The following is a 25,403-nucleotide window of genomic DNA, read 5'->3' as shown; positions in this document are numbered from 1 at the left end:
CGTGGAAGATTTGTAACAACTCTGATTGATTCGCTGGCGTTTATAAAGGCCAGTCAGTATGGTGGTAACGGACTTTGACGTGGACACAGAAGAGCACATCAAACCGCAAGTCGGAGAATCGACAGTGACATCCAACTACGAGGCTATTCGTGAGAAAAATCGTGAGCTTTACGGCACGGACATCGCCCGATACGGGCGGATTCTGCTGGCGGACCGCTACGATGATCGCACACACTTCATCTTTGAGCTCCTTCAAAATGCGGAGGATGCCCTCGGCCGACGAGGCACCTGGGATGGTACTAGGGGTATCACCTTTGATTTGACATCGGAAAGCCTGACCTTGTCACATTTCGGGGCATCATTTAATGAAGCAGACGTCCGTGGCGTTTGTGGCATTGCGGAAAGCACCAAAGACAGGTCATCCGTTGGCCGCTTTGGCATTGGCTTCAAATCCGTTTACACATTCACTGACCGTCCAGAAATCCACTCCGGTCTGGAGGACTTCACCGTCGAAAACTATGTGCAACCAAGGCGCGCAGACCGGTTGGAGCTCAAGCCGGAAGAGACACGGATCATATTGCCGCTGAAGCCAGAAGACACGACTGCGCTGCATGAAATCACTGAAGGATTCAAACGCCTTGGGCCAAGCTCTTTGCTCTTTTTGCGGCACATCAATGAAATATCCTGGAATGCCCCCGGAGGGGCCTCGGGAATCTACCTGCGCAGTCAACCGACTTTCCTCGCGCCGGACGTCCAGAAAATCACCGTGATCGGCCAGGAGAGCGGCCAAGCTGACGTTGACCAAAATTGGATCGTATTCCGGCGAGATGTCTTTCTTGCTGATGGCGCAATGGGGGGCAGTGTTGAAGTGGCCTTCTCCGTCGAGGCTGACGGTGACGAGCCCGGCCAATGGTCGGTGCGGCCAGTGCCGACTTCGCCTCTGGTCGTTTTTTTCCCAACCGTGGTGTCGACCAATTTGGGTTTTCTGGTGCAAGGGCCTTACCTGACGACGCCCAGCAGGGACAACATCCGGCAAGGCGAACCTTGGAATCAGCACTTGGTTGAGGAAACCGCAGCCCTTGTGGTTGATGCAATAAGATGGTTTCGTGAGAAGTCGATGCTAGACACCTCCACTTTACGATGCCTCCCCCTCGACCGACAAGGGTTCAAAGACTCGATGTTCGCCCCATTTTTTGAGGCTGTTCGACAAGCATTCCTTGATGAGGCGCTGCTCCCCCGGTTCGGAGGGGGGTACGTGGCAGCGGGGCAGGCAAAGCTAGCTCGAACCCAAGAACTTCGCGAATTGTTTTCACCTGGGCATGTGGCTGTGCTTTTCGACATAGAAGGTGCTGCTTGGCTCTCCGGTGACATCACGGAGGACAAAGCGCCAGAAATTCGCAAATATCTCATGCGCGAACTCGAAATTGAAGAAGTCACGCCAGCAAAAATCGTCTCACGCCTCAGCCGAGAGTTCTTGGAGGCTCAGGCTGACGAATGGATCGTGCTATTGTACCAGTTCTTGAGCGAACAAGAAACCGCGTTACGGCGATACCTCGACACAATCCCCCTGCTCCGTCTTGCCGATGGCAGCCACATCGTTGCGAGGGAGAATGGCAAACCGACAGCCTTCTTGCCCAGTGGCTCAGAAACAGGTTTTCCGACGATTCGCAATGCGGTCTGCTCCACGATGGAGTCGCGGAATTTTTTGCTTTCGCTGGGAATCACAGAACCAGACTTGGTTGATGATATCATCTGGAATGTGAAGCCAAAATATGACCAATCGGAGGTGGTCGTCGGCGACACGGAGTATGTCACTGACATTGAGCGCATCCTTGCTGCCTTCGAAACGGATTCCAAGGCCCAGAGGCAGAAGCTTCTCTCCGGACTGCGAGAAACCGCTTTCGTGAAAATCGTAGAGGTCGGCAGTGTAAGGTCAGAAGGGTATGGCAAGCCGAGTGAAACCTACCTCGCCACGGAACGGTTGAAGCAACTTTTTGCAGGTGTGCCTGGCATTCAGATTGTCGACGATTCATATTTCTGCCTGCGAGGGGAAAACATACGCGAGTTGCTTGAGGCTTGTGGCGCGCTTCGTTACCCCCGCCCGGTTGAAGCACCTAACTCATTGACTCGGGAGGAGCGCCAAGAACTCCGACGGCAAGCTGGACATGAAGACACATCTCGCATCAATGACCGCGTTACAGATTGGAATCTCCAAGGCTTCGACGCGTTGTTGAAAACGATGCCGACATTGGCGAGGGAAGAGCGTGTCCACCGGGCACTGCTTATTTGGGAGAGTCTCGGAGACCTTGCAGAACGACGTGGGGAAGGCCTCTTTGAAGGCAAATACACATGGACACATTATGGAAACTACCAAAAAGAGTTCCCCGCCGCCTTCATACGTCAATTGAACTCGGAACGATGGGTGCCTGATGCAGCTGCAGAGTTGCAGCTGTCTGAATCAGTCGTATTTGACTTTCTCGGGTGGAAGCCCAACTCATTTCTGTTGTCCAAAATCCCCTTCAAGCCTCCAATTATTGATCAACTCGCAAAAGAGGCCGGCATAGACCCTGCGGTGCTTGACCTGCTGAAGAAGCATGGCCTCACCAACGTTTCTGACTTGGCGTCTCGCCTCGGCATCAGTCAGCCATCAGGTGAAACAGATGGCGAGAACGAAGAAGATAACCAAGGGACTGTGACACCCTACGAGGAGGATGTTGACAGCACTGGTAATTTTGGAGCCGGTGAAGCTGACGACCTGGCCAAAACGTTCGGCAGTAATGGCGACGAGAATTCAAAGAATCGTTCAACTGGGCGCGGAACGCATGGTCCGGTCGGGGGCGACGACGCAGCAACAGGACAGAGTAAAGCTGACAGACATACTCGTGGCGAATCAAGGCCCGCAGGCGACAGCGTTGGGGAGAAAGACCGGAATGCGAGAGGCAATGGCGGAAGCAGGTCATCCGGTCACGCCGGTGGACATCCCTTTATTTCATATGTGGGTGCTCATCCAGACGCGGAGCCCGCTGACCCAGATGGACTCGATCATGCGATGCGCATGAAGATTGAGGAACAGGCCATCGAACAAATCATCCAGATCGAGCCTGCGCTTCGCCGAACACCTCCAGGCAATCCCGGATTCGATCTTTATGAAATCGGCAGCGATGGCGAGCCAATCCGTTGGGTTGAGGTAAAGTCAATGACAGGAAGCCTAGCAGACCACCCGGTTGGGCTTTCGCGCACCCAGTTTAACTTTGCACGCGAATGCGGAATGGCGTATTGGCTGTACGTGGTCGAGTACGCGACAAACCATGAGAAAACGCGCATCCTTCGAATCCAAGACCCAGCCTCACGTGCAAAAACATTTACATTTGATCATGGGTGGAGTCAGATAGCACAAGAAATCCCCCTATCGTGAGGGAGGGGCAAGGCGACAGAGCCAAGGCTCTGTTTTTGAGGAGAAGTGACCTCGGCTCTTCGGGCCACTGGGCGACGATTTTTTGGTAGACAGATTCATGGGCTATGCCGCCTTTCCAGGGCAATCCTGATACCTCATCACAGCCTGAGGATAATGCCAACTCAAAACAGCCCCCTTGCTGAAGCCGGGTCAAAATGCTAGGTCATTCTTCATGCACAAAGGACACGCCGAAACAAAATAGACAAATAAAATCAAATCATTGCCGCTCTGCCGAAAAACAAGACGTTCCGAGTCTTCTCTTCGGAATGGTTGTGGACCGGGGCTCTAGCATGCTGCAGACACGCGAAGTATTCTGGAAGCCAGCGCTATACTCATGTTGACGCGGCTTGGTTTTTTTGCTATAAACTATTCAAATATAAAGACTATTCTTTCTGGGCGTGTGTGAAAAAATGTGTTGATTTCGTTCCAAAATCACCAGAAATCGTCTGCAATCGCCGAGAATCACCAGAAGTAAGTCCCCGCCATGTTAGGATAACACGGTAGGGACTCACTTCTTGAATACGCGGTGGGTCTTTTTGGAAAAAGTTTTCCCCCCGGACCCCCTTTTCAAAACTTGTTGGTTCTACGCCGCCTGGAAGGGTGCAGGGCAAAGGAAGGACTTGATGGCGGCGTAGGGGCCTGCCGTGCGCATAAGACGATCCTCTTCTTGTCAAAAAGTGAAAAAGGTTGCCTTTGCGCGCAGCCACGCCCTCTCCGCGGAGCGGAGCGCCAAAAAGTTTGGGAAGGGACAAGGGATGGGGGGTCCAGGGGGGAAGGGGAGAGGGAGAACCCTTTTCAAAGGGTTTCCCTCTCCCCTTCCCCCCTGGCCGCCGGAGGCAAAACCATTTGCCCTGGTGGCTTGGGGGCTGATAGACACAGGGCATGTGTGGAATCATCGGTTTTCTGGACCCTGGCCTGGCGGGCGATGCGCAGGGCGCGCGTCGGCTGGCCGGGCGCATGGCTTTGGCCCTGGCCCATCGCGGCCCGGACGGGTTTGGCGAGTATGCGGACCCGGCGGTCGGGCTTGGCCTTGGGCATCGCAGGCTGGCCATCATCGATGTGTCCGAGGCCGGGGCGCAGCCCATGGCCAGCCGGGATGGCCGGTTCGTGCTGACCTACAACGGCGAGTTGTACAATTATCGGGAGCTGCGGCGCGAACTGGATGGGGTGGAGGGGTCGCATCTGCCATGGCGCGGGGATTCGGACACCGAGGTGCTGCTGGCTGCGTGTCAGGTATGGGGCGTGCGCGCGGCTCTGGGGCGCGCGGTGGGCATGTTCGCCTTGGGGCTGTGGGACGGCGCGGAGCGCGTGCTGGTCCTGGCCCGCGACCGCATGGGCGAGAAGCCGCTGTATTATGGCATGGCGGGCCGTGCTTTTGTCTTTGCCTCGGAGCTCAAGGCGTTGCGGGCGCATCCGGCGTTCGAGGCCGGGCTGGACATGGAATCCCTGGCCCTGTTCCTGCGCTGCCAATATGTGCCTGCGCCGCGATCCATCTATAAGGATGCGCGCAAGCTGCTGCCCGGTCATCTGCTGGAGGCCAGACCCGGCGATGCGGCCCTGCCGGAGCCCGAGGCCTATTGGACCCTGCGCCGGACCGTGGAGCGCGCCCTGGCCGATCCCTTCCGGGGCGGCGAGGACGAGGCGCGGGACCGGCTTGAGGCGCTGCTGCGCGGGGCGGTGGCCGGGCAGATGGTTTCGGACGTGCCGCTGGGGGCGCTGCTTTCCGGCGGGGTGGACTCGTCGCTGGTCACGGCCCTGATGCAGGCGGAGTCGTCCCGGCCTGTCAGAAGCTTCACCATAGGATTTTCCGACGCCAATTATGACGAGTCGGCGGACGCGGCGCGGGTGGCCGCCCATCTGGGCACCGAGCACACCGCGCTTTTCGTCACCCCGGCGGATGTGCTGGGGCTGGTGGACGCCCTGCCAAACATCTATGACGAGCCGTTTTCCGACGCCTCGCAACTGCCCACCTGCATGGTTTCGCGGCTGACGCGCAGCCATGTCACGGTCTGCCTGACCGGCGACGGCGGGGACGAGCTGTTTGCGGGCTACAACCGCCACGTCAGCGGGCCGGCCATCTGGGATCGGGTCAGCCGGTTGCCCGTGGGGCTCAGGGGCGCGCTGGGGTCTGCAATGCGGCTCCTGTCGCCCGGCGGGTATGACGCCCTGTTCAGGGTGGCTGGCAGAGCGGTGCCTGGGCTGGCGAGGGTCCGCACGCCGGGGCTCAAGGCGCACAAGCTGGCCGATGCCCTGCCTGCGGCTGACCGCGAGGATCTGTACTGGCGGCTCGTCTCCACTTGGCACAAGCCGGGGGAGGTTCTGGCTGGCGGCGGGGGCGGCGGGCGTGGAATCCGGCCCGACATGCCGGAGCTGGGCGATTTTACCCGCTGGATGCAGTATGCGGACACCGCGACCTATCTGCCCGGCGACATCCTGCACAAGGTGGACCGGGCCACCATGGCCGTGTCCCTGGAGTCGCGCGCGCCGTATCTGGACCACCGGGTGGCGGAGTTCGCGTGGCGGCTGCCCGTGTCCATGCTGGTGGCTGGCGGCCAGGGCAAGCGTATTTTGCGCCGGGTGCTGGACAACTATGTGCCGCGCGCCCTGGTGGACCGGCCCAAGGCCGGGTTTGACGTGCCCCTGGACCGGTGGCTGCGCGGGCCGCTCAAGGCGTGGGCTGCCGAGCTGCTGGCCCCGGACCGGCTCAGGCGACAGGGGCTGTTCAATGAGGGAGTGGTGGCCCGGCAACTGGCGGATCACGCCAGCGGCAGGCGCGACAACCAATACCGGCTCTGGAACCTGCTCATGTTCCAGGCATGGCTGGAGCGGTGGACACCGGGTCTGTGAGGGGGAGCGGGACTCAGCAGAGGCGGTCGAGGCCCAGGCCCACGAGGATGGACACGCCGAGCCACAGGGCGGTCTTGCACGCCCCGGCCAGACGGCTGGCTGGCGCGCTGTCGGCATCTTCGGGGAGGAACAGGTATTTCCATTCGAAAGGCGGGATGTCACGAGTCATGGCGGCCTCCTGGCGGACGGTGTTCTTCATGTTCCCGTCATAGGCCGGTGGGGGGGCGGGGTCCAATCGCAATGGGTGAACCAAGGCATAACGAATCCGGATTGCTTCGCGCTGGAAATGTCAGTAGGAAGGCTTCATGGAACTCTATCAGTTGAGAACCTTCATCGCCGTGGCCGACGAGGGCAACCTGACCAAGGCCGGCCAGCGCATCCACGCCAGCCAGCCTGCGGTCAGCGCCCATATCAAGGCCCTTGAGGGCGAGCTTGGGGTGACCCTGTTCGTGCGCACGCCGCGCGGCATGCAGCTGACCGATTCGGGGCGGGGTCTGAAGGACAAGGCCGAGGTCATTGTCCGGGCCGCCGAGGACATGCTCAATCAGGCCAGGGTTTTCAGCCGCGACCTGACCGGCACGCTGGGCATCGGGCTGAACACCGACCCGGAGTTCCTGCGCGTGGCCGACCTGACCGAGCGCATGGCCGAGGCCCATCCCCACCTGCGTCTCAAGCTGGTGCAAGGCCCGTCGGGCGTCATTCTCAGGGATGTGCGCGACCGGAGACTCGACGCCGGGTTCTCGTTTTTCGACAACTGCTATCCCGAGGTGACAGCCATCAAGCTGGCCGAGATCCCGGTACGCGTGGTGGCCCCGGCGGCCTGGGCCGACAGGGTCGCTGGCAAGTCCCTGGACCAGCTCGCCTCCTTGCCCTGGGTCAAGCCGGACATGGGCTGCCCGTTCATGGTCGCCTTTGGCCACCTCTTTACCGGCGCGAATGTGGAACTGACCGACTATGTGGAGGTGGACAGCGAGGATGTCATCCGCAGGCTGGTGGCCACGGGCCGGGGCATCTCCATCCTCAAGCAGGCGGACGCCGACGCCATGGCGCGCGAGGGCAGCGCCATCATCTGCGACGCCGGGCCGCATCTCTCCCTGAACATCAATTTCGTCTACGCCAAGTGCCGTGCGGAGGACCCCCTGGTCCGCGCCCTGGCCGAGGTGGTGGCCGCCGTGTGGGGCGACGCACCCCTGTGCGGCTGCCAAGCGGAAAAAGCGCAAAGCGGGCGGAAAACAGCCTGACGAGCTTGACCGTCCAACCTCCACACAAAACGAGCACGCAAACCACACAAAAAAGACCCCGCCTGTTTCAGGCGGGGTCTTTTGCTTTTCGGGGAGGGGGGTTAGTCAACCTTGCGGTAGGCCTTGGGCGCGGCGTTGCAGATGGGACATTTGTCTTCGGGCTGGCCGTTGGTGGTGTGGCCGCACACGGAGCAGATGTAGAATTCGGCGTTTGCGAACACGTCTGTGTCGGCCTTGAGGGCCTTGGTGTACAGCTCGGCGTGGATCTTCTCGGCCTCGTTGGCAAAGCCGAAATAGCGCAGCACTGCGTTTTCGCCTTCGGCCTTGGCGTCCTCCATCATGTCGGGATACATGGATTTGAACTCGTAGGTTTCGCCCTCGATGGCGTCCTTGAGGTTCTCCTCGGTGGTGCCGATGCCCTTCATCAGGCGCAGGTGGGCGTGGGCGTGGATGGTCTCGGCAGCGGCTGCGGCGCGGAAGAGCTTGGCCACCCCGGGCTTGCCGTCAACATCGGCCCTTTCGGCATAGGCGAGGTATTTGCGGTTGGCCTGGGATTCTCCGGCAAAGGCGTCTTTCAGATTCTTCATGGTCTTGCTCATGGGTATCTCCTTAGTCTTTTGGGTCTATTGTTTTCAGCGAGTGTACGTTTTTCTTGAAGCCATTTCTACATCAACCCGGTGACCAGACGCAAGAAAAAAGTGATAATAATTCCTAAAATTATGATAACCACTCGTTATAATGAAATTATGGTTGGAACCGTGTCGGGCAAGGGGAACGGTGGAAGAGAAATAAAGAGCCGCCCCTGCCCGGACGGAAAGGATAAAATCCGGGCAAGGGCGGCTCAAACCCGCGTGGTGTGGGGGCCTGTCGGCCCCGAAAGATCAGAATCCGCGTGAGAAAAGGGTCAGGGCAAAGGCTGCCATGCCTGCGGCCACGGTCTGGCTGGCCCGGCGGACACGGGGGGTGCGGCGGGGCAAGGCGGGTTGCGCGGTGCGCGCGTTGGCGGCGCGCTGGCGCATGGCCATCATTGAAAGTCGGGTATCGCAATCCATGCTCATGGGGTTCTCCTTTCTTCTGCCGCCGGTCAGGGTCTGCCGGTCGGGGTGCCACCAGTTGGGCGGTTTTCCATGTCTGCATATCTACGGAACCTGTTGAAACCAATCCAATTGTATTGTGTGATGCTCTCGATCTGGTTTTCCGATCAAGGTGACGAATGTGTATCAGCGAGGGTGATTGACTTTTGGGCCGCAGTGCCGGACAAGGGGCCATGGAACTCTACCAGCTCAAGACTTTTGTGGTTGTGGCCGAGGAAGGCCACCTGACGCGCGCCGCCGAGCGGCTGCACGCCAGCCAGCCCACCATCAGCGCCCACATCAAGGCGCTGGAGGATGAGCTTGAGACCCGGCTCTTCATCCGTACGCCCAAGGGCATGCGTTTGACCGAGGCCGGGAGCCGGCTGCGCGACAAGGCGGGCGAGGTGCTCCGGGCCGCCCGCGAGCTCAAGCTCGAGGCCAGGAACATGGGCGGCGAGCTGGTGGGCGATCTGTCCATCGGGCTGAACACGGACGCCGAGTACCTGCGCATCGTGCCCCTGCTCAATTCCCTGGCGACCCAGCATTCCAAGATCACGCTTCAGATCCTCCAGAGCGCCAGCACCGCGGTGCAGGGGCAGATCAACCAGGGCAAGCTCGACTGCGGGTTCATCTTTGGCCCGCCCCGGCACGCCGATATCCTGACCGTGCGCCTGGAGACTACCCGGTTCTTCGTGGCCGTGCCGGATATCTGGAAGGACAGGATCAAGGGCGGGCTTGCGGCCCTGGCCGAGCTGCCGTGGATCATGGACCCCAGCGACAACCCGCTGCAACGGCTCATCGGACCGTTCTTTTCCACCCGCAACCTCAAGCCCGCCTATGAGATGGAGGTGGACGGCGACGAGGTCATCCGCGTCCTGGTGGCCGCGGGCAAGGGCGTCTCATTCCTGCGCGAGAACGAGCTCAAGGCTGCCAACCGGATCGGCGTGGTCCACGCCGTGCCCTTTGAGGAGTTGTCCATCGACCTGCACTTTGTCTGCCTCAAGCGGCGCGATCAGGACCCGGTCATGCGCGCGGTCATCGACCACGTCAGAAAGGTCTGGGGGCTGGAGTAGGGGGCTTCGGGCCGCAATGTCCGCCAGGACAGGCAAACGGGATGGGCGAGAGCCGCATCCCGTTTTTTGTCGTCCCTGAAAGTCTGCCAGCTCAGATCCTGTCCTTCACCTGCCGGAAAAACTCCTGGAGAAAGCGGGGGGTGGTCTGCTCGCCGTTGACATCGAGGCGGTCGAGGAGGACCACCAGATTGCCGCGCGGGGTGGTGGTGGAGAGAAAATGGAGCGCGTGGGAATCGCCGCCAGGGGTCTGCATGGTGAATATCCAGGTGTCGTCATCGCGGTGCCAGTTGGACAGGGAGGCCCCGCTCTCCTCGGCGTCGCGCACCAGGGCCTCGACAAAGGCCGAGAGCGGCAGCCTGCCTGGCACGCCCAGGAACTCGCCCTGGTCGTTGCGGATGACGATGGGCGTGTTCAGGAAGGCGTCTGAGGGGCGTTCCATGGACCGGGACCGGTCCGCGCCGGTCTTTTCAAGGGTATAGGACTTCACGTCGCCGTCCGGGGTGGTCACGTTGACGATCTTCCTGGCCCGGACCGGTTTCTCGCTTGGCGCGTCCCCGGCATCGGGCGAGGAGGACGTAGGTAGTGTGTCCGATGCCGGGGGTTTCGAGTGTGCCAGAAAAATTCTGAAGGCCTCGCTGTTTTGCTGCTGCACCTCGATCAGGCTCTCCACTGCGGCCTCAAGCTTGGCCAGCCGCTGCCCGGACTTGGCCTGGGCCGTGGCCAGCCCGGCCATGCCCTGCATCATCTGCCCGGCGGTGGCAAAAAATTTCTCAAGATATTCCTGCGAGATGACTCCGCCTTCGCCCTCGGTCGCAGGGAGGGGGGGGGCGCTCGCCGTCCGGGCAGACCGCCGCGCCGACAAGGATTCCTTGAAGTTCTCTTTGAGGATTTTCAAGGTTTCGTTGACGGACAGCCCCTTGTCAAAGCAGTCGCGAATCCTGAGACAGACCTCGCCCGCCTCCTTCCTGAACCGGATGGGCTTGCCGCGCGTGAGCACCGGGATGAAGCCGGGGAACTTGCGCCGGTAGCTCTTGATGGTCGTTTCCGAGACCTTGCACAGGGCGGCGAGATCCCTATGGGTGTATGAGTCGTCCATGGTTCCTGTCCGTATCCGGCTGGGGGGTGCGGGCGATCAGCCCGATGACGCGGGTGGCGAGATGCAGCCGCCGTGGCCGCAGCAGCCTGCGGCTCCAGACACAGGAGACCGCGTCTGTCCGGCGGGTGCCAAGAGAGCTTGCCCGGCCAAGGCGGACAACCACCTTCAGGGGCGTGGAAGCAAAGACGAGCCGTGCCATGCAGTCCTCCCTGTTTCAGTATCGTCACCTATCGTCACCCTTGGCTGCCATCACACAACGCCAAAAGGCAACTTACCGGACTCTTATCTCGAAAAAGTCTGGAGGTCAACAGGCAGGTGGTTTTTCCCTGCCAGGCGCGGTGTCAGTCCGGTTTGAAGCAGCGACGCGGATTGGACGCTTTTTCGCGGCCCGCTACAGGCGGCGGGCGATGGTGGCGTGGATGCGGCGCGAGGCGGATTCGTTGCCGAACAGGCCGACGCGCACCGAGATCTCGGTCAGGTTGTCGCCCACCAGCTTCATGGTGATGTAGACGGTGTCGCCGGAGAGCTTGCCCACGATCTTGGCCGAGGAGCCGTCCTTGCTCTCGCTGGTCACGGGAATGGACAGCTCCTTGCAGGCGGCGATGCTGGCGGCGATGCTTTTTTGCAGGCTCGCCTTGTAGGTGTTTTTGGCCTGTCCGTCGAGGTAGACATAGGTGCCTGCGGCGGCAGCGCCGCCCAGGAGTATGGCGCCGCATCCGGCGGAACACAGGAGCATGGCGCTCAGGATCATGGCGGCGGTGGCGCGCGTGATGGTCTTCATGGTTGTTTCCCCTTGCGCTGGAGTCAGTTGATGACAATGGACTTGACGTCCCTCTTGTTCACCTCAATGACTTCGGGCTGGAAATTGTTGGGGTTCATGGAAATGAAGGTGTATGTGGCCGGGCTGTCCGTGCCGAGGTAGAGGCGCGATTCGGCAAAGAACAGCTCTTTTTTCTTCTTGTCCACGATGGTGAAGGTGTGCGGGTCCTTGAAGGCGATGGAGGACCAGTTCTGCAGGTCGGTCAGGCGGGTCAGGCTGATGATGGTCGACGAGCGGCCATTGAGCTTGCCAGCGATATAGATGAAATATTTCCCGAGCTTCTGGAAGTCCATGATGTTGTGGACCGTGCCGTTGTTCAGGGTCACGGAACCCAGCGGTTCCAGCCGCAGGTTGTCGCTGATGACGCTGGTGTAGCCTTGGGTGGCGGGCGTTTGCGCCTCGGTTGCGCCTGCTTCGTCTTCTTGGTTTTCCTCATCCGTTTCAGAGGCTTGGCGCGCCTCTTCCGGCGTCATCTCCGGCGCCGCGCCCGTCTGGTCGGGGTCGATCTCGTCCTCGGAGGCGGCTTCCATGGCAGACTCCGTGGCTCCGGGGGCAGACTCCGTGGCTTTGGGCTCTGCCCCGTCGGGCGTCGTCGACTCCGCCGGCGTGGTCGCCGGGAGCGGGGCGTCGTCGGAATAGGTGTCCAGGGCCTGGCCAGTGGCCGAGACAAGGAGCAGGAGCAACAGGGTCAGGAAAATGGTCCGCATGAATCCTCCGGGAATCCGTATGGCGCACATCGCAGTGATGGCACTTAAGTACCACAGGTTGTCGAAAAAGTCTAAACAAGCCGGGGCAAGGGAATCGGCGGGCTTGTGCCCTGGGGCTTTCTTGCTGACTGACAGGAGAGGGGGCAGACGTGGTCACGCGGGCGGGGCCGCTGGCCGCTGTGGCCGGAGGACAGATAAATATGCGAGACATCTTTACAGGTTGCCGCATGGGCCGCTTCAGGGTAAGGTCGGCACGCGACAGGAGGAACTTCACCTCTCACCCTGGAATGAAGCGATGATAGCAAATGTGGCCTGCGCCGCGCTCATGGGCATAGACGCCTTCAAGGTCGAACTCGAAGTCGATTTCTCCCGTTCCGGCATGCCCGCCTTCACCATGGTCGGACTGGCCGAGGGCGCGGTCAGGGAATCCAAGGAGCGCGTCTTTTCCGCGCTCAAGAATTGCGGGTTCAAGGTGCCGCCTGCGCGCATCACTGTGAATCTGGCCCCGGCGGATGTGCGCAAGGAAGGCAGTGCCTATGACCTGCCCCTGGCCGTGGGCATTCTCTGCGCCATGGGCGTGATCCCGTGGGGCGCCGCCGAGGGGTGGTACATGGCGGGCGAGCTGTCCCTGACCGGCGAGCTCAAGCCCGTGTCCGGCGTGCTGCCCCTGGCCCTGGCGGCGCGGGCGGGCAAGGGCCGGGGCATCGTCGTGCCTGCGGCGAATGGCCGCGAGGGCGCGGTGGTCAAGGATATCCCGGTCATCGGGGCCACGGACCTGGGCCAGGTGGTGCGCATGCTCCTGGGCGAGGAATCCGTGGAGCCCGCTGCCGTGGACATCGACACCCTGTGGGCCGAGCGGCGGACCTTCCTGAGTGATTTCGCCGAGGTCAAGGGCCAGGAACACGCCAAGCGCGCCATTGAGATCGCGGCCGCCGGGGGCCACAATCTGCTCTTCATCGGCCCGCCCGGCTCGGGCAAGACCATGCTCGCCAAGCGCATCCCCACGGTGCTCCCGCCCCTGCTCTTCGAGGAGGCCCTGGAGGTGACCAAGATCTATTCCGTGGCCGGGCAGCTGCCGGACGGGCAGGCGCTCATGGTCACGCGCCCCTTCCGCACCCCGCACCACACCATTTCCGACGTGGGCCTCATCGGCGGGGGCCGTTATCCCCAGCCCGGCGAGACCTCCCTGGCCCACCGGGGTGTGCTCTTTCTCGACGAGATGCCGGAGTTCAAGAAGTCCGTGCTCGAAGTGCTGCGCCAGCCCCTGGAGGATGGCGAGGTGACCATCTCCCGCTCGCTGGTGTCGCTCAGATACCCGGCGGACATCATGCTGGTGGCGGCCATGAACCCCTGCCCCTGCGGCTACCTGACGGACGACACCCACCCCTGCCAGTGCTCGCCGCTGGCCGTGCAGCGCTACCGCTCGCGCATCTCCGGCCCGCTGCTCGACCGCATCGACCTCCAGGTGGAGGTGCCTGCCGTGCCCTATGACGACCTCAAGCAGACCAGGGGCGACATCGACTCGGCCACCATGCGCGCTCGGATCATCGCGGCCAGGGCCATCCAGACCGCGCGCTATGCGGACCAGCCCATAGCCCTCAACTCCGAGCTGACAGGCTCTGCCCTGGAGGATTGGTGCCGCCTGGGCGACACGGAGCACGCCTTTCTGAAAAAAGCCGTGGAATCCCTGGGCCTCTCGGCCCGCGCCTACGTCCGCATCCTGCGCATCTCGCGCACCATCGCCGACCTGGACGGGGCCGACTGGATCGGCCCGGCCCATCTGGCCGAGGCCATCAACTACCGCAGCATGGACCGGCAGGGCTAGAGGCGAGAGGCGGGTTTGTGAAGCCGCATGTTCATGATGCGGAAGCGTGTCCGACAAGGAGGTTTCCCCTTTGCGGGTGAATTCGATCAGTTGCTTGGGTGTTCCGCAATTAAACAGGAACTCACACTTCGACGAGCCACCGAGTGTAGCTCAGCCACTCCAGTCGTTGACAATCCGCCGAATATCCCCGCCGCCTCACATCACCGCGCCATCAGCGCGAATACGCCCCATCCAAGGTATTCACGGGTGTATGCGGCGTAGCGCTTTGGCTCCAAGGTCAGTTTGGCTCGAACATCTTTTGCGAAGTCGTCGTCGGGATTTGATTCAAGCCATCGGCGCATTGTGAGCCACTTGGCCGCCTCGTACCTATCCCAGCCTTCTTGGTCTGCCAGAACCATTTCCACAACATCGAAGTCGAGGCCGTCGAAAGACGCGAGAAGTTCTGGAAGCATGAGAAAGTCGGAGATAGAATCGGCACCGCATCCCTTGGCAACGTCTTCCGTCGGTGGTATCTGCAACCAGTAGGGTTCGCCGATGAGGATGATTCCTTTGGTGCAGAGACTCTTCGCCAGAAGCTCGATGGTGCCGACGACTCCCCCCCCGATCCACGTGGCGCCGAGACAGGCTGCCACCCCGACTTTTTCGCCCGCGACGTAGCCGGCAGCGTCGCCGTGGATGAACACGACCTGATCGGTGACCCCGAGTTCTTCAGCGCGGAGTTTCGCTTGCTTGGAGAACAACCGGCTCATGTCGATGCCGACTCCGACGATTCCGTAATCGCGTGCCCAAGTGCACAGCATCTCGCCCGAACCGCTGCCGAGGTCGAGCATACGAATCCCCGAGTCCAGGCGCAACGCTGCGCCGAGTGTGGCGAGCTTTTCTGGTGTGAACGGGTTATGGATGCGGTGAGCGCTCTCGGTAATGTTGAAGATACGTGGGATGTCCAATGCAGAATCTCCTGTTACTAAGTTGTGCTATGAAGTGATTCCTGCCAAATGTCAGTTCTTGCACACCAGAAAACCTATTGCCAGAGCCATAATCTGTCAAAATACTAATAAATAGCTTATTTATCGACGATATGGTTGATCATAATACATGCAACAATACTACGTATGGTCATAGTGCGCATGCTACTTTTTGTTTAAGAAAAGAAAAAGCGCCCCGACCAAAGTCAGGGCGCTAGGATATTAGCCGATTTTACTGGCATTAATTATTTTGTATATAGCCTTTTCTGACAAGAAGTATTGCTCGGCCAATTCAGCAACAGAGAAACCTGCCAATCGCCTGGACAGAATTTCCATATTTCGTGCCCGAATGGTTTCCCTTGTCTGTGTATTTGCACCCCACGACTGTTTTTTTTCTTCTTTACGTGGGATGTAAATATAATCACCGTCAATATACTGCTGAACTGCACTCAATAAGTTGTGCGGCAAGATATCAATTGCTTTTTTATAGCTCATTCTGCTCCTCCTATTTTTGTATCAGGATTGAGCAAGAGCGATTGCCTAAAAGATTATGTTGTTATGCAATAGCCCTTGCTATGCATAATGAACAGAATCCAATTGCGTAAACATCAAGTCTCCTTAGTAATAGTTGTCGAAAAAAATATATGGGGCTGTGCCAGATAACTAGCCCATATACCTTCTAACCCACTGTTTCAGCTGTTTAAACTGACTTCGCGGATTGCTGTTATTAAAACGCCACTCGCATTCCTTTAAAAACAGAGAAAAATGCTTGGTTGGAATGCCGTTGAATTTCCTCATATGGCGTTTGGCCTGGTTCCAAAAATTCTCGATTCCATTGATGTGGTTGTGGCTATCTGCAAACAGCTTCGAGTGGTTGATTCGGAAGTGTTTGAATGCTGACACATCGAGGACATTGTAGCCATACCAGCAGTCCGAGTAAACCACACTGTCTGGCTGGATTCTTTCCTGAATAATGGGAAGCAAGGTTTTACCTTTTGCATCAGGAATCACCTGTGTATATACCTTCCCACCCCTTTTAAGGATTCCAAAAACAGGAACCTTACCAGCCGCCCCACGTCCTCTTTTGCCCTTTCGCTTGCCACCGAAGTAGCTTTCATCGACCTCAAATTCGCCAAAATCCATCCCTTCACAGGACTCTTCTTCCGCTATGATTTCCCGGAGCCGGTGAAAGTAATAGGCGGCTGTTTTGACGTTCACACCAACCAGATCAGCAGCACAACGAGCTGTCGTGCCGGCAACAAAATGTTCGATTAAACGAAGCTGCTTGTCCTTGCTCAAACGACTTTTTCGCATTGCCATACTGATAACCCAGAGGAGTTATCTGGTACAGCCCCAAATATATTTATCTGCTGGGTCTGTCAATGGATGCATGCCATTGCCCGTGAAAGGCATTTGTGAAAGTCAACGGCTGGTCGGGTTGACGTACCGCCATCGGTTTGAGTTCGTGTTCTGTCTGGGGGATTGACTCCCCTGATGGTCTGGGCGTAGCCCAGAGGGACCGCGCCTGAGGTCAGGGGCGGAAAACCGTCACGAGGGTCATTGATGCTGGGCGTTCACGATCTCGCGCTGTTTGTTGTTTCCGGCCTGCTTCTGAACATCACGCCGGGTCAGGACGTGGCCTATATCGTCAGCCGCAGCGCGGCCCACGGGCTGCGCGACGGGGCTGTGGCCGCGCTCGGCATCGGCACGGGGTGCTTTGTGCATGTCTTTGCCGCCGCGCTCGGGCTCTCGGCCATCCTGGCCACCTCGGCCACGGCATTTCTGGTGGTCAAGCTGGTGGGCGCGGCCTATCTGGTCTATGTGGGCGCGGCCATGCTCCTTGGCCGGGGCAACGGCGGCCCGGCCCGGCGCGACTCCCTGGACAAGGCGTCGGCCCGCAAGGTCTTCAGCCAGGGGTTTCTGACCAACGCCCTCAATCCCAAGGTGGCCCTCTTCTTTCTGGCCTTCCTGCCCCAGTTCGTGGATGCCGGGGCCGGGTCAAGGCCCATGGCCTTCCTGCTGCTGGGCGTCATCTTCACCTTCAACGGCACCCTGATCAACCTGCTCTGGGCATGGTCCGCGGCCCGGCTCTCGACCATGCTCGGCGGTGGCGGGCGCTTCGGCGTCTGGATCAAGCGGGCCGTGGGCACCCTCTTCATCAGCTTTGGCATCCGTCTGGCCCTGGCCGAATAGCCTGCGCCGCCTTGGGCGGGTGCGCCGGGCTTCGGGCGTCTGGCAGGGATTGTATGGAAGGGGGGTCTGGAAACGCGCACGACTCAGTGTCGGGCGCGCCTGACGACGCGTCACGGAAGGGGACGAGCCGCCTGGGCGACCCTGCCAAAAGGGCACACCTATCGACCCCCGGCAACGCGCACGTGTCGAGGGAGGCTGGCCGGGAGCGGAACCGGTCTAGCGGCGGGAGCGGGGTTCCCTGGGACGGGCTTCCCTGGGACGGGCTTCGTTGACCTTGAGGGTCCGCCCGCCCATGTCCTTGCCGTCCAGGGCCTCGATGGCTTCGAGGGCACCCGCGTCGTCCATCTCGACAAAGCCGAAGCCACGGAAGCGGCCCGTCTCGCGGTCTTCGACCAGTTTCACCGATGCGACATCGCCGTACTCGCCGAACAGCCCGCGGATGTCGTTTTCGGAAACGCTGAAGGGAATGTTGCCGACATAAATGCTTTTCATTTCAAAAGGCTCCAAATGAAATGGGAATCCTGGCGGGGAGGGAGCGAGTCGCTGCCGGGGATATTCCCGGCCCGACACAGGCAGCCGCCCCGCGCCAATGCCATGCCCACCGCCCGCGCGCGCCCAAGGCGCGTTGCAGGGCGACAGAGTAATACAGGCGTTACGCGAGGGCGTATATTTCGTCAACCCAATTCAGATTTTTTCCAGGGGTTCTTTCCGGTTACCGGTCCTGCCGGGCCATGCGGCCTGTCGGGCCGCCGCAGTGAGGCCGCGCTTGCCCTTTGCCCGGTACATATGTAGAGGTAGACCCCTGCCGCCCCAAGGGGCGAATACCACATGCAAGGAGCAGCGCATGGCATCCAACGTCGAAGAGATCACCATCAATTATTCCGAGGACAATCAGCTCATCGTCAAGGAGCTGGACAAGGTGGTCCTGTCCAAGGGCGCCTGGACGACCATCGTCTTCAGGTATCAGGAGCTCAACCGCGCCAAGGGTGAATACGGCCCGGAGAAGTTCTCGATCCGCCGCTACCAGAAGGTGGACGGCTCGTACCGCCCCAAGTCCAAGTTCAACATATCGAGCCAGGCCCAGGCCCAGAAGATCGTCGAGGCCTTGAGCGCCTGGATCGACTAGCTCCCCGCCCCTGTGGCGGTGCGGCAGCCTGCCCGAGGCGAGGCATGCCCCATGTGAGGTTTCCATGACGCCTGAATCGGGCCGCGCCCCAGCCAAGTGCAACGACCTGCTGGGGGCGCACATGTCCATTGCCGGTGGTCTGCACATGGCCTTTGAGCACATCCGCGCGGCGGGTGGCACGGCCCTGCAGATATTCACCCGCAACCAGCGCCAGTGGCGCATTCCCGAGCTTTCGGCCTACGACGCGGACCTGTTCGCCATGGCCTGGTCCCAGTGGGGCGACTCCCCGGTGGCCGCCCACGACTCCTACCTGATCAATCTCGCCTCGCCCGACCCGGACCTGCTTGAGCGCTCGCGGGCCGCCTTTGCCGAGGAGCTGCGGCGCGTTGAAACCCTGAACATCCCCTATCTTGTCACCCATCCCGGCTCCCACCTGGGCCAGGGCGTGGACGCAGGGATCGTTCGTTACGCGGCGGCCCTGGACCAAGCTATAGATCAGGCCATGGACCGCTCGCCCACCAGCAGGGCCATGATCCTGCTCGAAACCACGGCGGGCCAGGGCACCAACCTCGGCTCCACCTTCGAGGAGCTGGCCCGGATCATGGAGCTGTCGCGCCATGCCGACCGTCTGGGCGTGTGCTACGACACCTGCCACACCTTTGCCGCTGGCTACGACATCCGCACCCCAGAGGCCTACGCCGCGACCTTTGACCATTTCGACCGGATCATCGGCCTCCCCCGGCTCCGGTTCTTTCACCTCAACGACACCAAGAGCGACTTTGCCTCGCGCAAGGACCGCCATGAGCACATCGGCCAGGGGGCCATCGGCCTGGAGGGGTTCCGCCTGCTCATGCGCGATCCTCGCTTTGTCCGCGTGCCCAAGGTGCTGGAAACGCCCAAGGACAAGGACCTGGCCGACGACGTGCGCAACCTGACCCTCCTGCGCCGGTTGGCCGGGGGCGAGGAGGAGCACCCGTGAGCCGCCTGGACGCCGTGGTTTTCGACTTTGACGGCACCCTGGCCGAGCTGACCCTGGACTTTGACCTGATGAAGACAAGGATCGCGGCCCTGGGCGAGGTCTTCCTTGGCGAGCGGCCCGTGCCCGGGCCAACGCCCGCCCTGGAGTGGCTCGACCAGCTGGTGGCCAGGGCCATGGAGCTGGACCGCGCCGAGGGGCTGGAGTTCGCCTCGCGCGGCAGGCTGGTCATCGCGGCCATGGAGCTGGACGCGGCGCGGGAAGGGCGGCTCTTTGAATTCACGCGGCAAACCCTGGCCCTGCTCCGCGAGAGAGGTGTGTCCATTGGTGTCATCACCCGCAACATCTCGGCTGCCGTGCGCATCGTGTTCCCGGATATCGAGACCGAGGTCGGGGTGTTCATCGCCCGCGAGACCGCTGTCCGGGTCAAGCCCGACCCGGCCCACCTGCTGCAGGCGCTTGAGCGTCTGGGTGCGGACCCGGCCCGGACTTTGATGGTGGGCGACCACCCCATGGACGTGCAGACGGGCCGTGGCGCGGGCGCGCTGTGCGCCGCCGTGACCAGCGGCCACCAGGGGGCTGCGGCCTTTGCCTCCCTGCGCCCGGATTTCATCGCCCCGGATGTGGCCGCGCTCCTGCCCCGGCTCATGGAGGCCGGGCTCATTTGACAGGCTGCGGGGCGATGGTGCGGCCAGCCGTTCATTCCCCTTGTGCATCAGCGGCCTGTCGCGATAGTGAAGAGTGGCTGAAATCGTGTCCATGACCTGCAATACTCGGAGGCTCCATGCTGCGAACAGTGATTCGCGCCCTGTCCCGGATGCTGGTGTGTCTTGTGCTTGCCGCCAGTCTCGCTACCGGCCTCGCCGCCTCTGACGCCCAGGCCTCCCACCTGTTCGCCGCGTTCCCCCTGGAGCCGCCGGACACGTCGAGCCCCAGGGCCACGCTCCAGAGCTTTCTCGACCACTCGGGCGCCTTTGACAAGGCCATGCGCGAAGAGCCGGAAAATCCCGTCATGGTGCGCGAGGCGCGCCAGCGTGCCGAGCGGTGCTTTGACTTGAGCGAGGTGGCGCCCACCATCCAGGGCAGCGTGGCCCTCGAATCCCTGCTGCGCCTGCGCGAGATACTCGACCGCATCCCCCTGCCGGATATGGAGGCCGTTCCCGACGGCGACGACATGAAGAGGCAGAACATCACCCTGTGGCGCATCCCGCACACCGAGATCATGATCGGCAGGGTGGCCGAGGGCGAGCGCGTCGGCTCCTATCTCTTCACCCCGCAGACCGTGGACAGGCTGGACGAATTCTACGCCGAGGTGCGCGCCCTGCCATACCGGGACGGCGCCGCCCAGGGCATCTACGAGGAATACATCTATTCGTCGGGCTGGATGATCCCCGACGGGTTCATCGCCATGCTGCCCGGCTGGATGCGCCAGGGATACCTGGGTCAGGCCGTGTGGCAGTGGGGCGGGCTTGGGCTGGTCTTCCTGTTGAGCGGCCTGCTGCTCTGGCGTCTGCTCCAGTGGCACAGGGACTGGAAGAAGCGCCCCAGCGACCACCCCTGGCGGGTGAGCCGTCTGGTGTTCCCGTTTGTGGCCATGGGGGTGTGCCTGCTCGACGCGTACATCCTCAACGCCCAGATCAATATCACCGGGCGGGTGCTGTCGGCCACCACCATGCTGCTTGAGGCCGCCCTGGCCGCGTTCGCGGTCTGGACCATCCTGGTGGCCGGCAACGTGATCACCAAGGGCATCATCGCCTCGCAGAAGATCAAGGAGGAGGCGCTCAACGCCGATGTCATCAAGCTCGTTGGCCGCCTGGTCTCCTTTGGCCTGGCCTTTGCCCTGCTCTACCGGGTGGGCGGCTACTTTGGCCTGCCGGTCACGGCGGTGTTCGCCTCGGCAGGCATCGCGGGCGTGGCCGTGGCCCTGGCCGCGCGCGAGACCCTGGCCAACTTCTTTGGTGGCGTGTCCATCTTCCTGGACCGGCCCTTTCGGGCAGGCGACTATATCCTGCTCGACTCGGGCGAGCGGGGCGAGGTCCAGGCCGTGGGCATGCGCAGCACCCGGCTGGTGACCCGCGACGACATCATGATCACCATCCCCAACTCCATCATCACCAACAGCAAGATCGTCAACCAAAGCGCTCCCCAGCCGTATCTGCGCGTCCAGATCAAGATCGGCGTGGCCTATGGTTCCGACCTCGACAAGGTGGAAACGGCGCTCATGGAGGCGGCCAAGGACAACGCGCTGCTCAGGAAGACGCCCCAGCCGCGCGCCCGGCTGCGGACATTCGGCGACTCCTCCATCAACTACGAATTCCAGGTCTGGGTGAAGCGGCCCCATGACCGGGGCCGCGCCGTCCACGAGCTGAGCCGCGAGATATACCGTCGGTTCACGGAGCAGGGCATAGAGATTCCCTTCCCGCAAAGGGACGTGCACATCAAGGGAGAGAAGTGACGCGGGCAGTCTGCCCGTGCTGCCCGTGACGGGCAGTGGCCCATGCGTGTCGTTTTGGCGACAGGCGTGCGTATGCGCCTGTTTATAATTGATCTCTCTCCGACACGGGCGTACATCCAACAATGGATGCGCCCGGCTACGCCCCTGACTGCAGAAATCGGAGGAGACCATGAGATTCAAGGATTGGAGCCTCAGGCTCAAGATATTGTTGCCCACGTTTTTCATCGTCGCGCTCGTGCTCATGGCCAGCACCTGGGTCATGACCGACAAGGCGCGGACCCTGGCCGCCGGGCAGGCCGAAGCCCTGGCCGAGAGCATGGCCCAGGGCTACAGCCTCGATGTGGGCCGCACCCTGAACCGGGCCATGGATGTGACCAGGATACTGGCCGCCATGTTCGAGGAGGGGGCCAACTACCCGGCCATTCCGGACCGCGAGTTCCTGGACGGCGTGCTCAAGAAGACCCTGACCGCCAACTCTGAGCTGGCCGGGGCGTGGTGCACCTTCCTGCCCGGCAGGTTCGACGATCGCGAGGCAGAGTACGCGGATGTCTACAAGGGCGCGTACCGCAACTGGTACCACGTGGTGGACGGGCAGATCAAAGACAGCTTTGTCGGTACCGAGGACATGGCGGGAGAGTGGTTCGACGTCCCCATGGCGGGCCGTGTCGAGACCATCACCAAGCCCTACCCCTGGGAGGCGGACGGCACCACCTTCTGGCTCGCCTCCACCGGCCACCCGGTCAGCAAGGGCGGGACCAACGTCGGCGTGGTCGGCGTGGACTTCTACCTGACAGACCTCCAGAAGATGGTGGAAGCCATCCAGGTCTTTGACACGGGCTACGCCTTTTTGCTGGCCAATGACGGCACCTTTCTCGCCCATCGCAATAAAGACTACATAGGCAAGAACATCGGCGAGTTCCAGACGCCGGAAGTCCGCGTCAGGCTGCTTGAGGCCATCAAGAGCGGCAGGCCGTTCGCGGATGTCAAGGCTTCGGCCCACACTGGCGAGCAGAGTTATTACTCCTATCAGCCCATCCGCATCGGCAAGACCTCCACGCCGTGGAGTCTGGCCGTGACCGTGCCCATGGACACGGTGCGCGCCGAGGCCAACGCCATTGCCTGGACCAGCGCGGCCATCGGCGTGGTGGCCGTGATCATCCTGTTTGCGGTCCTCTATGTGATCGCCAACATCATCACCCGGCCCGTGGCTCAGGGCATTGCCTTTGCCACCAGCCTCGCGGGCGGGGACCTGACGCGCGCGATCGACGTGGATCAGAAGGACGAGGTGGGCCGGCTGGCCGACGCCCTGCGCGACATGTCGGCCAAGCTGCGCTCGGTCATCGGCAGCGTGCAGTCGGCCACGGACAACGTGGCGTCGGGCAGCGAGGAGCTGTCCGCGTCGTCCCAGAGCCTGTCGCAGGGGGCCACCGAGCAGGCCTCGGCCATCGAAGAGGTCTCCGCGGCCATGGAGCAGATGGCGGCCAATGTGCAGGGCAACGCGCAGAGCGCGGCCAAGACCCGGCAGATGGCCACCCGCGCGGCCGAGGACGCTGAAGAGAGCGGACAGGCCGTGAGCCAGGCCATGGGGGCCATGACCGACATCGCCGAAAAGATATCGGTCATCGAGGAGATCGCGCGCCAGACCAACCTGTTGGCGCTCAACGCGGCCATCGAGGCGGCCAGGGCGGGCGAGCACGGCAAGGGATTCGCCGTGGTGGCCGCCGAGGTGCGCAAGCTGGCCGAGCGCAGCGGGCAGGCCGCCGCCGAGATCAGCGAGCTGTCCACCTCCACGGTCCGGGTGGCCCGCGAGGCAGGCGAAAAGCTTGCCAAACTCGTGCCGGACATCCGTGAGACCGCCCGGCTCATCGAGGATATCGCCGTGGCCAGCAATGAGCAGAATGCGGGCATGGGCCAGATCAGCACGGCCATCCACCAGCTCGACAACGTCATTCAGCAGAACGCGGCCGCGTCCGAAGAGGTGGCCTCGACCTCGGACAATCTGGCTGGCGAGGCCGTGCAACTGCAGAAGTCGGTCAGCTTTTTTTATCTCGGAGAGCCTTCTGGCGCAGGCCGGGCGTCCAAGGCGGGACGCCGGGCGGCCCCTCTCCGGGCCGCCAAGCCTGCCAAGCCCGCGCTGCCCGGCGCGGCCAAGTCGGCAAGGCCGGACCGGGCCAAGAGGAGCGCGCTGCCCGGCGGGGTCGCCCTTGACCTGGGCGCGGAGCCGGACGGGGACGATTTCGAGCGGTTTTAGAAAGTCTGGTGGGCAGAGATCACGGGCGGGAGCGCTGATGCGCTCCCGCCCTTTTTGCGTTTACAGGGGGAGCAGCTCGTACTGGCGGGTGCCCAGGCCGATGGCCTCGGCGTAGTCGAGCCCCATGGCCTCGGGCACATGCGGGTGGATGGCCAGGAACTTGTTCTGGCCGGGAGTGACCCCAAAGGGGAGCTGGCTCGGATGGAGCGGCTGGGCCGCGTTGACCAGATCCAGGGACGCCTGATCCACGGCCACCGGGTCGAGGCTGACCAGCACGCCGATATCCGGGCAGATGGGCGCGTCGGTGAAACCCACGCAGTCGCAGTCGGGCACCACGTCCATGACAAAGTTGATGTGCAGGCACGGTTTGCGCTTGGTCCTGACCACGGCCAGGGCGTATTCCATCATCCGCTCCAGAAACTCCTGGATGCCGATCTTCCAGTTGACGTTCAGGGCATCGAACCGGCAGGCCACGAAACAGCCGCCGCAGCCCACGCACCGCTCGGCGTTCAGGGCGATGCGGCCTGTTTCGGCGTCAAGGGACAGGGCCTGGGTCTTGCAGGCCAGCAGACACGAGCCGCAGCCGGTACAGTTCTCGATGGTGATCTCCGGCCCGGTGGAGAAGTGCTGGTGCATCTTGCCCTTCTTGCTGGCGCAGCCCATGCCGATGTTCTTGAGCGCGCCGCCATACCCGGCCATTTCATGCCCCTTGAAATGGTTGACTGAGACGAGGAAATCCGCCTCGGCCACGGCAGAGGCGATGTAGGCGTCCGCGATGTGCTTGCCGCCCACGGGCACGGCCACCTCGTCGCCGCCCTTGAGGCCGTCGGCGATGATCACGGGCGCGCCCAGCGCCAGGGGGTCCCAGCCGTGTCTGGCCGCGCACAGGCTGTGCGAGACCGCCTCGCCGCGCTGGCCCACATACAGGGTCGAGGCGTCGGTCAGAAAGGGCTTGGCCCCGGCCCGGCTGAGGAAATCCACGATCTCCCTGATCCACAGCGGGCGCAGGAATCCGGTGGTGCCCTGCTCGCCGAAGTGGAGCTTGACCGCGGCCAGATCGCCCCCGGTCACCAGGGTGTCCGCGCTGGCGGCCTTGAGCAGGCTGCGCATGCGCTTGTCGAACGGGGCCTTGTGCGAGGCCCGGAGATTCCAGAAATAGACGGTGGCGGACATGATGTCTTCCTTGGTTCAAAGGTTTGCCTGACACCGTATCACAGGCGTCCCGGAGAGCGGAAGAGGGCACCCGTTGGTGCCTGGGCCGCCGCCGGAACAGCGGCGGACGCGAAATCCCCGGACGGGAA

Annotated in this window: 23 protein-coding genes; 11 read left to right on the top strand and 12 right to left on the bottom strand. The window is 61.9% G+C overall.

Features of this window, described 5'->3' with window-relative positions; translation table 11 throughout:
- Nucleotides 1-124: 124 nt before the first annotated feature.
- Both DAES_RS16570 and asnB read left to right on the top strand, forming a co-directional pair.
- Nucleotides 125-3,415, top strand: a complete 3,291-nt coding sequence (locus DAES_RS16570) for a sacsin N-terminal ATP-binding-like domain-containing protein (RefSeq protein ID WP_041271894.1) — start codon at nucleotides 125-127, stop codon at nucleotides 3,413-3,415.
- A gap of 921 nt (nucleotides 3,416-4,336) precedes the next feature.
- A complete protein-coding gene (gene asnB / locus DAES_RS16565) occupies nucleotides 4,337-6,301 on the top strand; it encodes an asparagine synthase (glutamine-hydrolyzing) (RefSeq protein WP_013516192.1) in 1,965 nt (654 codons plus the stop codon).
- Between the two features lie 13 nt (nucleotides 6,302-6,314).
- Here asnB and DAES_RS16560 read toward each other — a convergent pair whose 3' ends face one another.
- Nucleotides 6,315-6,500 (bottom strand): hypothetical protein, encoded by a 186-nt coding sequence (locus DAES_RS16560; protein ID WP_041271487.1) that lies wholly within the window; start codon nucleotides 6,498-6,500, stop codon nucleotides 6,315-6,317.
- A gap of 106 nt (nucleotides 6,501-6,606) precedes the next feature.
- On the opposite strand from DAES_RS16560, the gene DAES_RS16555 reads away from it, so the two are divergent.
- Nucleotides 6,607-7,542: a LysR family transcriptional regulator gene (locus tag DAES_RS16555; protein ID WP_013516190.1), complete on the top strand. Its 936-nt coding sequence runs from the start codon at nucleotides 6,607-6,609 to the stop codon at nucleotides 7,540-7,542.
- Nucleotides 7,543-7,643: 101 nt separating this feature from the next.
- On the opposite strand, the gene DAES_RS16550 is transcribed toward DAES_RS16555, so the two are convergent.
- A complete protein-coding gene (locus tag DAES_RS16550; protein ID WP_013516189.1) occupies nucleotides 7,644-8,141 on the bottom strand; it encodes a rubrerythrin family protein in 498 nt (165 codons plus the stop codon).
- 282 nt (nucleotides 8,142-8,423) lie between these two features.
- Entirely contained in the window at nucleotides 8,424-8,600 is a 177-nt protein-coding gene (locus DAES_RS17745; protein ID WP_013516188.1) for a hypothetical protein, read from the bottom strand.
- Nucleotides 8,601-8,809: 209 nt separating this feature from the next.
- Between DAES_RS17745 and DAES_RS16545 the strand changes: the two genes are divergently transcribed.
- Entirely contained in the window at nucleotides 8,810-9,688 is an 879-nt protein-coding gene (locus DAES_RS16545) for a LysR family transcriptional regulator (RefSeq protein ID WP_013516187.1), read from the top strand.
- A gap of 91 nt (nucleotides 9,689-9,779) precedes the next feature.
- Here DAES_RS16545 and DAES_RS16540 read toward each other — a convergent pair whose 3' ends face one another.
- From DAES_RS16540 to DAES_RS16530, 4 genes are all read right to left on the bottom strand, one after another.
- On the bottom strand, nucleotides 9,780-10,784 hold the full coding sequence (locus DAES_RS16540) for a MerR family transcriptional regulator (RefSeq protein WP_013516186.1): 1,005 nt from the start codon (nucleotides 10,782-10,784) through the stop codon (nucleotides 9,780-9,782).
- Nucleotides 10,762-10,983: a hypothetical protein gene (locus DAES_RS17740; protein WP_013516185.1), complete on the bottom strand. Its 222-nt coding sequence runs from the start codon at nucleotides 10,981-10,983 to the stop codon at nucleotides 10,762-10,764. The genes DAES_RS16540 and DAES_RS17740 overlap by 23 nt, the downstream gene beginning before the upstream one ends.
- 192 nt (nucleotides 10,984-11,175) lie before the next feature.
- Entirely contained in the window at nucleotides 11,176-11,565 is a 390-nt protein-coding gene (locus tag DAES_RS16535) for a DUF3568 domain-containing protein (RefSeq protein ID WP_013516184.1), read from the bottom strand.
- Between the two features lie 23 nt (nucleotides 11,566-11,588).
- Nucleotides 11,589-12,311: a prolipoprotein diacylglyceryl transferase gene (locus DAES_RS16530; protein ID WP_013516183.1), complete on the bottom strand. Its 723-nt coding sequence runs from the start codon at nucleotides 12,309-12,311 to the stop codon at nucleotides 11,589-11,591.
- 295 nt (nucleotides 12,312-12,606) lie between these two features.
- Between DAES_RS16530 and DAES_RS16525 the strand changes: the two genes are divergently transcribed.
- On the top strand, nucleotides 12,607-14,136 hold the full coding sequence (locus DAES_RS16525; RefSeq protein ID WP_013516182.1) for a YifB family Mg chelatase-like AAA ATPase: 1,530 nt from the start codon (nucleotides 12,607-12,609) through the stop codon (nucleotides 14,134-14,136).
- Nucleotides 14,137-14,336: 200 nt separating this feature from the next.
- On the opposite strand, the gene DAES_RS16520 is transcribed toward DAES_RS16525, so the two are convergent.
- The 3 genes from DAES_RS16520 to DAES_RS16515 all read right to left on the bottom strand — a co-directional run bounded on the left by DAES_RS16520 (nucleotide 14,337) and on the right by DAES_RS16515 (nucleotide 16,415).
- Nucleotides 14,337-15,083 (bottom strand): SAM-dependent methyltransferase, encoded by a 747-nt coding sequence (locus DAES_RS16520; RefSeq protein WP_013516181.1) that lies wholly within the window; start codon nucleotides 15,081-15,083, stop codon nucleotides 14,337-14,339.
- 240 nt (nucleotides 15,084-15,323) lie between these two features.
- Nucleotides 15,324-15,596, bottom strand: a complete 273-nt coding sequence (locus DAES_RS17460; protein ID WP_013516180.1) for a CD3324 family protein — start codon at nucleotides 15,594-15,596, stop codon at nucleotides 15,324-15,326.
- Nucleotides 15,597-15,764: 168 nt separating this feature from the next.
- The gene (locus DAES_RS16515) at nucleotides 15,765-16,415 is read right to left on the bottom strand and encodes an IS1595 family transposase (RefSeq protein WP_013513076.1); all 651 of its coding nucleotides are present in this window, start codon (nucleotides 16,413-16,415) and stop codon (nucleotides 15,765-15,767) included.
- Between the two features lie 249 nt (nucleotides 16,416-16,664).
- On the opposite strand from DAES_RS16515, the gene DAES_RS16510 reads away from it, so the two are divergent.
- Nucleotides 16,665-17,294, top strand: a complete 630-nt coding sequence (locus tag DAES_RS16510) for a LysE family translocator (protein ID WP_013516179.1) — start codon at nucleotides 16,665-16,667, stop codon at nucleotides 17,292-17,294.
- Between the two features lie 216 nt (nucleotides 17,295-17,510).
- On the opposite strand, the gene DAES_RS16505 is transcribed toward DAES_RS16510, so the two are convergent.
- Entirely contained in the window at nucleotides 17,511-17,786 is a 276-nt protein-coding gene (locus DAES_RS16505) for an RNA recognition motif domain-containing protein (RefSeq protein WP_013516178.1), read from the bottom strand.
- Nucleotides 17,787-18,138: 352 nt separating this feature from the next.
- Between DAES_RS16505 and DAES_RS16500 the strand changes: the two genes are divergently transcribed.
- The 5 genes from DAES_RS16500 to DAES_RS16480 all read left to right on the top strand — a co-directional run bounded on the left by DAES_RS16500 (nucleotide 18,139) and on the right by DAES_RS16480 (nucleotide 24,102).
- On the top strand, nucleotides 18,139-18,420 hold the full coding sequence (locus DAES_RS16500; RefSeq protein ID WP_013516177.1) for a hypothetical protein: 282 nt from the start codon (nucleotides 18,139-18,141) through the stop codon (nucleotides 18,418-18,420).
- 64 nt (nucleotides 18,421-18,484) lie between these two features.
- A complete protein-coding gene (locus DAES_RS16495; RefSeq protein ID WP_013516176.1) occupies nucleotides 18,485-19,399 on the top strand; it encodes a deoxyribonuclease IV in 915 nt (304 codons plus the stop codon).
- Entirely contained in the window at nucleotides 19,396-20,064 is a 669-nt protein-coding gene (locus tag DAES_RS16490; protein ID WP_013516175.1) for an HAD family hydrolase, read from the top strand. Before DAES_RS16495 ends, DAES_RS16490 begins: the two co-directional genes overlap by 4 nt.
- Nucleotides 20,065-20,180: 116 nt before the next feature.
- On the top strand, nucleotides 20,181-21,851 hold the full coding sequence (locus DAES_RS16485) for a mechanosensitive ion channel family protein (protein ID WP_013516174.1): 1,671 nt from the start codon (nucleotides 20,181-20,183) through the stop codon (nucleotides 21,849-21,851).
- A 169-nt stretch (nucleotides 21,852-22,020) separates the two neighbouring features.
- Complete coding sequence (locus tag DAES_RS16480) at nucleotides 22,021-24,102, top strand: methyl-accepting chemotaxis protein (RefSeq protein ID WP_013516173.1); 2,082 nt, start codon at nucleotides 22,021-22,023, stop codon at nucleotides 24,100-24,102.
- 60 nt (nucleotides 24,103-24,162) lie between these two features.
- Here DAES_RS16480 and DAES_RS16475 read toward each other — a convergent pair whose 3' ends face one another.
- A complete protein-coding gene (locus DAES_RS16475; protein ID WP_013516172.1) occupies nucleotides 24,163-25,275 on the bottom strand; it encodes a DUF362 domain-containing protein in 1,113 nt (370 codons plus the stop codon).
- Between the last annotated feature and the right edge of the window lie 128 nt (nucleotides 25,276-25,403).

Source organism: Pseudodesulfovibrio aespoeensis Aspo-2 (assembly GCF_000176915.2).
In the GTDB taxonomy this organism is placed as follows: Bacteria; Desulfobacterota; Desulfovibrionia; order Desulfovibrionales; family Desulfovibrionaceae; genus Pseudodesulfovibrio; species Pseudodesulfovibrio aespoeensis.
Note: the sequence above shows the minus strand (reverse complement) of the source record. Positions and strands in the feature narration are given on the sequence as shown.

What these genes read in the sequence shown, in the direction of transcription:
- DAES_RS16500 (WP_013516177.1), top strand. Translation starts at nt 18,139, where the DNA reads ATGGCATCCAACGTCGAAGAGATCACCATCAATTATTCCGAGGACAAT.
- DAES_RS16475 (WP_013516172.1), bottom strand. Translation starts at nt 25,275, where the DNA reads ATGTCCGCCACCGTCTATTTCTGGAATCTCCGGGCCTCGCACAAGGCC.
- DAES_RS16550 (WP_013516189.1), bottom strand. Translation starts at nt 8,141, where the DNA reads ATGAGCAAGACCATGAAGAATCTGAAAGACGCCTTTGCCGGAGAATCC.
- DAES_RS16485 (WP_013516174.1), top strand. Translation starts at nt 20,181, where the DNA reads ATGCTGCGAACAGTGATTCGCGCCCTGTCCCGGATGCTGGTGTGTCTT.
- DAES_RS16545 (WP_013516187.1), top strand. Translation starts at nt 8,810, where the DNA reads ATGGAACTCTACCAGCTCAAGACTTTTGTGGTTGTGGCCGAGGAAGGC.
- asnB (WP_013516192.1), top strand. Translation starts at nt 4,337, where the DNA reads ATGTGTGGAATCATCGGTTTTCTGGACCCTGGCCTGGCGGGCGATGCG.
- DAES_RS16480 (WP_013516173.1), top strand. Translation starts at nt 22,021, where the DNA reads ATGAGATTCAAGGATTGGAGCCTCAGGCTCAAGATATTGTTGCCCACG.
- DAES_RS17460 (WP_013516180.1), bottom strand. Translation starts at nt 15,596, where the DNA reads ATGAGCTATAAAAAAGCAATTGATATCTTGCCGCACAACTTATTGAGT.
- DAES_RS16530 (WP_013516183.1), bottom strand. Translation starts at nt 12,311, where the DNA reads ATGCGGACCATTTTCCTGACCCTGTTGCTCCTGCTCCTTGTCTCGGCC.
- DAES_RS17740 (WP_013516185.1), bottom strand. Translation starts at nt 10,983, where the DNA reads ATGGCACGGCTCGTCTTTGCTTCCACGCCCCTGAAGGTGGTTGTCCGC.
- DAES_RS16555 (WP_013516190.1), top strand. Translation starts at nt 6,607, where the DNA reads ATGGAACTCTATCAGTTGAGAACCTTCATCGCCGTGGCCGACGAGGGC.
- DAES_RS16540 (WP_013516186.1), bottom strand. Translation starts at nt 10,784, where the DNA reads ATGGACGACTCATACACCCATAGGGATCTCGCCGCCCTGTGCAAGGTC.
- DAES_RS17745 (WP_013516188.1), bottom strand. Translation starts at nt 8,600, where the DNA reads ATGAGCATGGATTGCGATACCCGACTTTCAATGATGGCCATGCGCCAG.
- DAES_RS16560 (WP_041271487.1), bottom strand. Translation starts at nt 6,500, where the DNA reads ATGAAGAACACCGTCCGCCAGGAGGCCGCCATGACTCGTGACATCCCG.
- DAES_RS16515 (WP_013513076.1), bottom strand. Translation starts at nt 16,415, where the DNA reads ATGCGAAAAAGTCGTTTGAGCAAGGACAAGCAGCTTCGTTTAATCGAA.
- DAES_RS16495 (WP_013516176.1), top strand. Translation starts at nt 18,485, where the DNA reads ATGACGCCTGAATCGGGCCGCGCCCCAGCCAAGTGCAACGACCTGCTG.
- DAES_RS16525 (WP_013516182.1), top strand. Translation starts at nt 12,607, where the DNA reads ATGATAGCAAATGTGGCCTGCGCCGCGCTCATGGGCATAGACGCCTTC.
- DAES_RS16510 (WP_013516179.1), top strand. Translation starts at nt 16,665, where the DNA reads ATGCTGGGCGTTCACGATCTCGCGCTGTTTGTTGTTTCCGGCCTGCTT.
- DAES_RS16505 (WP_013516178.1), bottom strand. Translation starts at nt 17,786, where the DNA reads ATGAAAAGCATTTATGTCGGCAACATTCCCTTCAGCGTTTCCGAAAAC.
- DAES_RS16535 (WP_013516184.1), bottom strand. Translation starts at nt 11,565, where the DNA reads ATGAAGACCATCACGCGCGCCACCGCCGCCATGATCCTGAGCGCCATG.